Here is a 7,652-nt window from a genome sequence, read left to right on the forward strand (position 1 = left end):
GCTTTCCTCCGGGCGCTTCCCTTCGGTCTTGCGTTTCCGACTCTATCAGATCTTTCCGATCCGATTTCCTCGGTGTGCTTTCCGGCCTTTCGGCCCTCCGGCGTGTTCACTACTTTAGCGGATTTCCCAGGTGACTCATAATCGAGTCCGGGGATTGAATTCCGGCATGCCGAAATCGCACCCGTTCGGGTTTGTCGTAAGTAGTGGATGGCCGCTCCGGATCTGCTGAACAGCAGTGCTCCGTCTCAAGCGGCTCGGGCTACATTAGGCGTCCCCGGCATCCGAGTCAAGTTGGGCCGAGGGCCTTCGGCGCGGCACGTGGGCCCGGTAGGGACTGACCGTCGGGTCGCTGTCTATCCAGAAGCGCCAGGGATGGAATGCGCCTTCGCCGCCCACTCCGGTCCGCGGCCCGTTCCTGACCTGGTCGGGCGTCGGCCGGCGCCCTGGGAGAAGAGAGAGGGGCGCTTCCGGGCCGAGGCAGAAGTCGGCTCCGTTGAGGCTCCGGTCCACATCGAGCGCGGTGGCCAGCCGGGCGGGGCCTTTGGCCAGTTCCTTGTCATGACGGGCCGAGAGTCGACGTTTGCGCGCAAGGTCTGCGCCCACTGTCACCTCGCCGGCGCGGAGCAGGACTCCGCTCGCCCGGCCCTCCGGGCCGCACACCACATTGAGGCAGTGCCACATCCCGTAGGTGAAGTAGACGTACGCGTGCCCTGGCGGGCCGAACATCACTTCGTTGCGTGCGGTACGGCCGCGGAAGGCGTGCGAGCCGGGGTCGGCCTCTCCCGCGTACGCCTCCACCTCCGTGATGCGCAGCTCGATGGGGCCGTCGTCGGTCAGGCGGGTCAGTGTGCAGCCGAGGAGGTCGGGGGCGACCTCCAGCACCGGGCGGTCGAAGTGGTCCCGGGGCAGCGGCGTACGGTCGGAGCTCTCGATCATCGCGTTCGAGGGTACCGGGGATCCGTTCGGGGCCGGGGGGAACCGACTACGGTCATCGGGCGTATGTAGGGGTCAGGACCAAGAAGGAGTGGACATGGGCTTCAAGAAGCTGCTTGCGAGCATGGGTGCCGGCGGTGCCTCCGTGGAGACGGAGCTGACCGAGGCGAACGTCGTCCCCGGCGGTGTCGTCCAGGGCGAGGTTCGTATCCAGGGCGGCTCGGTGGACCAGCAGATCGAGGGGCTGTCCGTCGGTCTCCAGGCGCGCGTCGAGGTCGAGGGCGGTGACCAGGAGGTCAAGCAGGACATCGAGTTCACCAAGCAGCGGCTCGGCGGTGCCTTCGTGGTGAAGGCCGGAGCGGTGCACGTGGTGCCCTTCGGGCTCGAGATCCCGTGGGAGACCCCGATCACCACCATCGAGGGACAGAATCTGCGCGGCATGGACATCGGTGTGACGACGGAGCTGGAGATCGCGCGCGCCGTGGACTCGGGCGACCTCGACCCGATCCACGTGCACCCTCTGCCAGCCCAGCAGGCGATCCTCGACGCCTTCGTCCAGCTCGGCTTCCGCTTCAAGAGCGCCGACATGGAGCGCGGTCACATCCGTGGGACGCGTCAGCGGCTGCCCTTCTACCAGGAGATCGAGTTCCTCCCGCCGCAGCAGTACCGCGGGCTGAACCAGGTCGAGCTGACGTTCGTCGCCGACGACCGCGAGATGGACGTCATCCTGGAGATGGACAAGAAGCCGGGCCTGTTCAGTGAGAGCAGCGACTCCTACAAGGCGTTCAAGGTGGACCACGAGGACTTCGGGTCGACCGACTGGGCGGCCTACCTCAACCAGTGGCTGGCGGATGTCGGCGGCCGTCGCAACTGGCTCTAGTCTCGGAACGAGAGGCAGTACGCGAGACGCAGAACGGCCGATTCGGAGGGTTTGACGTGACCGAGCTCAAGAGGGCTCCGCTTCCCCACGACTTTCATCCGGCGGTGCCGTCGTTCACGGTGGTGAGCGACGACATCGAGCCGGGGTCGGTGCTGAAGGACTCCCAGGTCCAGGCGGCGGGCAACACCTCGCCGCATCTGCGCTGGGAGGGCTTTCCCGCGGAGACCAAGAGTTTCGCGGTGACGTGCTTCGACCCGGACGCGCCGACCGGCAGTGGTTTCTGGCACTGGGTCCTCTTCGACATCCCGGCGTCGGTGACGGAACTGCCGGCGGGTGCGGGCGGCGGGAAGTTCGAGGGGCTGCCCGACGGTACCGTCCATGCCCGTAACGACTACGGGACGAAGGACTTCGGTGGGGCCGCTCCGCCGGCGGGCGAGAGGCACCGGTACGTCTTCACCGTGTACGCGGTGGACACCGAGAAGCTCGGACCGGACTCCGACGCCTCTCCCGCGGTCGTCGGCTTCAATCTGCGCTTCCACACGATCGCGCGCGCCCAGCTGATCGGCGAGTACGAAGCCCCCGCCGAGGGCTGATATTCCGGCCGGAGACCGGCCGAGAGTTCGTCCGGAGTTTGCCCTGCCCTGGTCTTGGAGAGACCAGGGCAGGGCAGTTTTGTTGCCAGGGGTTCAGGTGTCCTCCCCCGGCAAGGCACAGATATTGCGTTGTCCATCTCGGCGCGCCCGGCCAGAGTTGATCCAGGCTGATGCCCGCCGACGGGGGCCGGGCCGGCGAACGGAGGTGGGCAGGATGCGGGACACACTGGTGCTCAATGCGAGCTTCGAGCCGTTGTCGACGGTGACGCTCAACCGCGCGGTCGTGCTGGTGCTCCAGGACAAGGCCGTGGTCGAGCAGTCCCACCCGGCGCTCCGGGTGCGCGCGGCTGCGGTGGATCTTCCGGTGCCCCGGGTGATCAGGCTCTGCAGATACGTACGGGTGCCGTTCCGAAGACAGGCTCCGTGGTCGAGGCGGGGTGTGCTGGTGCGGGACCAGCACCGGTGCGCCTACTGCGGGCGGCGTGCCACGACGGTGGACCACGTGGTGCCGAAATCGCACGGTGGCGCGGACAGCTGGCTGAACACGGTGGCTTCCTGCGCCGAGGACAACCACCGCAAGGCGGACCGTACGCCGGAGCAGGCGGGGATGCCGCTGCTGCACGAACCGTTCGTGCCGTCGCCCGCGGACGCGATGCTGCTCGGTCTGCGGTCGGGCGAGCGTGCGGCGCTGCCGGACTGGCTTGCTGCGCAGCCTGCCGCGTAGGACCGACGACGGGACCCGCCCCCCTGGAACGCGAGGGGGGCGGGTCCCGTCGTGTCAGCGCAGCAGGAGCTGGACGATGGCGACGGTGCCGACGACGACGATGATGCCGCGCAGCACGGCGGGCTTGAGCTTGCGGCCGATTCCTGCGCCGAGTTGTCCGCCGATGGCGGATCCGACGGCGATCAGCAGGACGGCGGTCCAGTCGAACTCGGCGACGAAGAGGAAGAAGACGGCGGCGACTCCGTTGACCACTGCGCCGAGGACGTTCTTCACGGCGTTCATCCGCTGAAGACTGTCGTCGAGCAGCAGGCCCATGAGGGAGAGGTAGAGGATCCCCTGGGCCGCGCCGAAGTACCCGCCGTACGCGCTGGCGAGGAGCAGGCCGGTGTGGAGGACGGGGCCGCCGTGCGGGCGAGCCTCGGTGCCGTTCGCCTCGCGGCGTCGCTGCACGGCCTTGGCGAGGCGCGGCTGGAGGACGATGAGGATCAGGGCGAGCGCGATCAGTACGGGGACGATCGTGTCGAACGCGTCGGAGGGCAGGGCGAGAAGCAGGACCGCGCCGGCCAGACCGCCGATGAGCGCGGTGACTCCGAGGCGAAGGACCCGGCCGGTCTGTCCGCGCAGCTCGGCGCGGTAGCCGATGGCGCCGCTGATGGAGCCCGGTACGAGTCCCAGGGCGTTGGAGACGTTCGCCGTGATCGGGGGCAGCCCGGTGGCGAGCAGCACCGGGAAGGTGATCAGGGTGCCGGAGCCGACGATGGTGTTGATGGTGCCGGCTCCCACGCCGGCCGCGAATACCGCCAGTGCTTCCCAGATGGACAACGCCATCTCCTTACATGGTCCGTGAGTCGCCTCCCCGCCTCCAAGGTCGAGGGGCCTCACCGATCATGCATGAAGGACCGTGGGCGTCAGTCGATGGGGGGCTGCTCGCGGCGTTCGGTGCCGTTGCCGCCGGTCTGCTTGGGCACGGAGCCGCCGCCGCCCATGCCGGCCATGGGGTTGAAGTTGCCCATGGCGCCGCTGAGGCCCTTGAGGGCGTCGCCGATCTCGCTGGGGACGATCCAGAGCTTGTTGGCGTCGCCCTCCGCGATCTTCGGGAGCATCTGCAGGTACTGGTAGGCGAGCAGCTTCTGGTCGGCGTCTCCGGCGTGGATGGACTCGAAGACGGTACGGATGGCCTGGGCCTCGCCCTCTGCCCGCAGCGCGGCCGCCTTGGCCTCACCTTCGGCGCGCAGGATGGCCGACTGCTTCTCACCTTCGGCGGTCAGGATCTGCGACTGCCGGATGCCCTCGGCGGTGAGGATCGCCGCGCGCTTGTCACGGTCGGCGCGCATCTGCTTCTCCATCGAGTCCTGGATGGAGGTGGGCGGCTCGATGGCCTTGAGCTCGACGCGGTTGACGCGGATGCCCCACTTGCCGGTCGCCTCGTCGAGGACGCCGCGCAGGGCCGCGTTGATCTCCTCGCGGGAGGTCAGGGTCCGCTCGAGGTCCATGCCGCCGATGATGTTGCGCAGGGTGGTGACGGTGAGCTGCTCGATGGCCTGGATGTAGCTGGCGACCTCGTAGGTCGCGGCGCGGGCGTCGGTCACCTGGTAGTAGATGACGGTGTCGATGTTGACGACCAGGTTGTCCTGGGTGATCACCGGCTGGGGCGGGAAGGGGACGACCTGCTCGCGCAGGTCGATGCGGTTGCGGATGGAGTCGATGAACGGGACGACGATGTTCAGGCCCGCGTTGAGGGTGCGGGTGTAGCGTCCGAAGCGCTCGACGATGGCGGCGCTGGCCTGTGGGATGACCTGGATCGTCTTGATCAGGGCGATGAAGACCAGCACCACCAGAATGATCAGGACGATGATGATCGGTTGCATCGCGTTCCCTGTGCCCTTCGCTGCCGGATGAGTCCGATGATCAGTTTCCCAGAACACGGGCTGCTGTGTGGGGCGTTCGGCCCGTTCTGCCCGGCGGCTCCGGAACGATCCGCGCGGAATCCGTGCGGAACGAGGTGCCGGGCGGGTGGAGTGCGCGTCACATGACGACGGCGGTCGCCCCGTCGATCTCTATGACGTCGACCTGCTGGCCTTCTTCGTAGGCCATGGTCGCGTCGAAGGCCCGGGCGGACCAGACCTCGCCGGCGAGCTTGATCCGGCCGCCGTTGCCGTCGACGCGTTCCAGCACTATGGCCTGACGGCCTTTCAGGGCGTCCACACCGCTGGCGAAGCCGGGACCCTGGGATCTGTGCCGCATGGCGATCGGGCGCACGACGGCGATGAGCGCCACCGAGACCGCCGCGAACACGAGCACCTGGGCGACCGTGCCGCCGCCGACCGCCGCCACGACGGCCGCGGCCACCGCGCCCGCGGAGAACATTCCGAATTCCGGCATGGCGGTCAGCACGAGCGGAATGCCCAGTCCGACCGCGCCGATCAGCCACCACACCCATGCGTCGATGTCCACATGGGCATGGTAGGTCCGCCGGGCGCGCTCGGGACAGGGGGCGAGGCCGTGTCACCTTGCCCGTAAGGCACTTGCCCGTAAGGGAGTTGCACGCACAGGCGTCGCCCGTGAAGGAATCGCCCCGTGCGGGAGTCGCCCGCGAAGGAATCGCCCCGTGCGGGAGTCGCCCGCGAAATCGCCCGTGAGGCGGTTCGGCGAGCGGGAGTTCAGCCGAGCGGGAGGCCCTGGGCCGACCAGCGCTCGCCGTTGCGCTCGACGACGAGCGGCAGGCCGAAGCAGAGCGAGAGGTTGCGGGAGGTCAGCTCGGTCTCCATCGGGCCCGCGGCGAGCACCTTGCCCTGGCGGATCATCAGGACGTGCGTGAATCCGGGCGCGATCTCCTCGACATGGTGGGTCACCATGATCATGGAAGGCGCGTACTGGTCACGGGCGAGCCTGCCCAGGCGCCGGACCAGGTCCTCACGGCCGCCGAGGTCGAGCCCGGCGGCGGGCTCGTCGAGGAGCAGCAGTTCGGGGTCGGTCATCATGGCGCGGGCGATCAGGGTGCGCTTGCGCTCGCCCTCGGAGAGCGTGCCGAACCTGCGGTCGAGGTACTCGGTCATGCCGAGGCGGTCGAGGAACGCGCGGGCACGCTGCTCGTCGACCTCGTCGTAGTCCTCGTGCCAGGTCGCGGTCATGCCGTAGGCGGCGGTGAGCACCGTCTGGAGGACGGTCTGGCGCTTGGGGAGCTTGTCCGCCATGGCGATGCCGGCCATACCGATGCGGGGCCGCAGTTCGAAGACGTCGACGGCGCCGAGCCGGTCGCCGAGGATCCGCACCTTGCCGGTGGTCGGGAAGAGATAGCTGGAGGCGAGGTTGAGGAGGGTGGTCTTGCCGGCGCCGTTGGGGCCGAGGATCACCCAGCGCTCACCTTCCTTGACCGACCAGGAGACGTCGTCCACCAGAGCGCGTCCGTCGCGGACCACGGATACGTCCACCAGCTCCAGTACATCGCTCATGAGCGCGTAGTCTCCCCATGCAGTCGTCTTGAGGTGTTCGGGTGTGATTCGGGTGCTTTTGTGCACCTGTGGGCACACCACCCAGGGAAAACCTACGCCACCGGGTGAGTGCTCCGGTCGCCCGGCCCGGTCCCTAGGCTGGTGGCATGCTTTCGGAACCACGCTCAGGACGGTTGGCCGCATGGGGAAACGCCCTTCTTGCCGGACTTGTGTCACCGGACGACGCCGTGCACGCGATCGTCGGCGACGACGCGGTGCACCGCGTGGAGGACCTGCCCGGGGAGACGGCGCCGGTCGGTCTCACTCTGGCGCTGGGGCGCCTGCGGGCGCTCGGTGTGACCGGCTTCCGGGTCGCCCTTCCCGCCGCCGGACACCCGCTGGGGCTCAGCGGCCCGCCGGCGTTCAACGCGCGGGCCCTCGAGGCGGAGGAAGCGGTCGTCGCGACGGGTGCGGCGTACGGGCTGGTGCCCGAGGTGTACGAGGCCGGCCCGGCCGGTGACGTCCACGTCGAGGTCGTCTGGCACTGCCTGCCGGTACGGGAGGCGCCCCCGGCGGACGTGCCGTCGCTCGGCGAGGCGGAACGTGAACTCGCGGAAGCCCTGCGGGACGCGACGGAGACGCTGACGCGGCTCGACGTGGCGGCGTCGGGACCGGTGGCGGAGGCGGCACTCGACGCCTACCGGGCGCGGGCGCAGCGCGGCGCGGCCGAGACGCTGGCCCCGGGCTATCCGCCGCGCGCGGTACGGGTGCTGGAGCTCGCGCAGCGGATCGGCCTGCTGATCTCCGTGGCGTACGAGAACGGGCACGGGGGCGCGGTGAGCGCGTCGGAGATGGCGGCGCGGGGGGAGGCGCTGCGGCCGGTGGAACGGGTGGCACGGAGGGCGCAGGTGGCGGCGTACAACGCGTATGTGGAGGAGCGGGAGCGGGGTTGACGCTCTCCGCTGGGCATCTCCCACCCCGCCCCTTTCCCGAAACCGGGGCAGGCCCCGGACCCGCACCGCGCTCCGCGCGGTGTTTCGGGGGCTCCGCCCCCGGACCCCCGCGCCTCAAACGCCGGCGGGGCTGATTTC

At 69.2% G+C, this 7,652-nt stretch carries 9 protein-coding genes; 4 read left to right on the forward strand and 5 right to left on the reverse strand.

Features of this window, described 5'->3' with window-relative positions; genetic code table 11:
* Nucleotides 1-264 precede the first annotated feature (264 nt).
* A complete protein-coding gene (locus AB0K36_RS34255; protein WP_364601652.1) occupies nt 265-936 on the reverse strand; it encodes a DNA-3-methyladenine glycosylase in 672 nt (223 codons plus the stop codon).
* 94 nt (nt 937-1,030) lie between these two features.
* Between AB0K36_RS34255 and AB0K36_RS34260 the strand changes: the two genes are divergently transcribed.
* The 3 genes from AB0K36_RS34260 (at nt 1,031) to AB0K36_RS34270 (ending at nt 3,130) form a co-directional block, all read left to right on the forward strand.
* On the forward strand, nt 1,031-1,813 hold the full coding sequence (locus AB0K36_RS34260) for a sporulation protein (RefSeq protein WP_364601653.1): 783 nt from the start codon (nt 1,031-1,033) through the stop codon (nt 1,811-1,813).
* A 56-nt stretch (nt 1,814-1,869) separates the two neighbouring features.
* Nucleotides 1,870-2,406, forward strand: coding sequence for a YbhB/YbcL family Raf kinase inhibitor-like protein (locus AB0K36_RS34265; RefSeq protein ID WP_364601655.1), 537 nt, complete (start codon nt 1,870-1,872; stop codon nt 2,404-2,406).
* 214 nt (nt 2,407-2,620) lie between these two features.
* Nucleotides 2,621-3,130 (forward strand): HNH endonuclease, encoded by a 510-nt coding sequence (locus AB0K36_RS34270; RefSeq protein WP_159693308.1) that lies wholly within the window; start codon nt 2,621-2,623, stop codon nt 3,128-3,130.
* A gap of 54 nt (nt 3,131-3,184) precedes the next feature.
* On the opposite strand, the gene AB0K36_RS34275 is transcribed toward AB0K36_RS34270, so the two are convergent.
* The 4 genes from AB0K36_RS34275 to AB0K36_RS34290 form a co-directional block, all read right to left on the reverse strand.
* Nucleotides 3,185-3,958: a sulfite exporter TauE/SafE family protein gene (locus AB0K36_RS34275; protein ID WP_364601658.1), complete on the reverse strand. Its 774-nt coding sequence runs from the start codon at nt 3,956-3,958 to the stop codon at nt 3,185-3,187.
* An 80-nt stretch (nt 3,959-4,038) separates the two neighbouring features.
* Entirely contained in the window at nt 4,039-4,998 is a 960-nt protein-coding gene (locus AB0K36_RS34280; protein WP_005319176.1) for an SPFH domain-containing protein, read from the reverse strand.
* 157 nt (nt 4,999-5,155) lie between these two features.
* Complete coding sequence (locus tag AB0K36_RS34285; protein WP_005319174.1) at nt 5,156-5,584, reverse strand: NfeD family protein; 429 nt, start codon at nt 5,582-5,584, stop codon at nt 5,156-5,158.
* Between the two features lie 206 nt (nt 5,585-5,790).
* On the reverse strand, nt 5,791-6,582 hold the full coding sequence (locus tag AB0K36_RS34290; protein WP_364601662.1) for an ABC transporter ATP-binding protein: 792 nt from the start codon (nt 6,580-6,582) through the stop codon (nt 5,791-5,793).
* Between the two features lie 146 nt (nt 6,583-6,728).
* Here AB0K36_RS34290 and AB0K36_RS34295 point away from each other — a divergent pair, with 146 nt between their 5' ends.
* The gene (locus AB0K36_RS34295; protein WP_364601664.1) at nt 6,729-7,514 is read left to right on the forward strand and encodes an Rv1486c family protein; all 786 of its coding nucleotides are present in this window, start codon (nt 6,729-6,731) and stop codon (nt 7,512-7,514) included.
* The last annotated feature ends 138 nt before the right edge of the window (nt 7,515-7,652 follow it).

Source organism: Streptomyces kurssanovii, assembly GCF_040677245.1.
Classification (GTDB): Bacteria; Actinomycetota; Actinomycetes; order Streptomycetales; family Streptomycetaceae; genus Streptomyces; species Streptomyces kurssanovii.

What these genes read in the sequence shown, in the direction of transcription:
- AB0K36_RS34255 (WP_364601652.1), bottom strand. Translation starts at nt 936, where the DNA reads ATGATCGAGAGCTCCGACCGTACGCCGCTGCCCCGGGACCACTTCGAC.
- AB0K36_RS34260 (WP_364601653.1), top strand. Translation starts at nt 1,031, where the DNA reads ATGGGCTTCAAGAAGCTGCTTGCGAGCATGGGTGCCGGCGGTGCCTCC.
- AB0K36_RS34280 (WP_005319176.1), bottom strand. Translation starts at nt 4,998, where the DNA reads ATGCAACCGATCATCATCGTCCTGATCATTCTGGTGGTGCTGGTCTTC.
- AB0K36_RS34290 (WP_364601662.1), bottom strand. Translation starts at nt 6,582, where the DNA reads ATGAGCGATGTACTGGAGCTGGTGGACGTATCCGTGGTCCGCGACGGA.
- AB0K36_RS34270 (WP_159693308.1), top strand. Translation starts at nt 2,621, where the DNA reads ATGCGGGACACACTGGTGCTCAATGCGAGCTTCGAGCCGTTGTCGACG.
- AB0K36_RS34295 (WP_364601664.1), top strand. Translation starts at nt 6,729, where the DNA reads ATGCTTTCGGAACCACGCTCAGGACGGTTGGCCGCATGGGGAAACGCC.
- AB0K36_RS34275 (WP_364601658.1), bottom strand. Translation starts at nt 3,958, where the DNA reads ATGGCGTTGTCCATCTGGGAAGCACTGGCGGTATTCGCGGCCGGCGTG.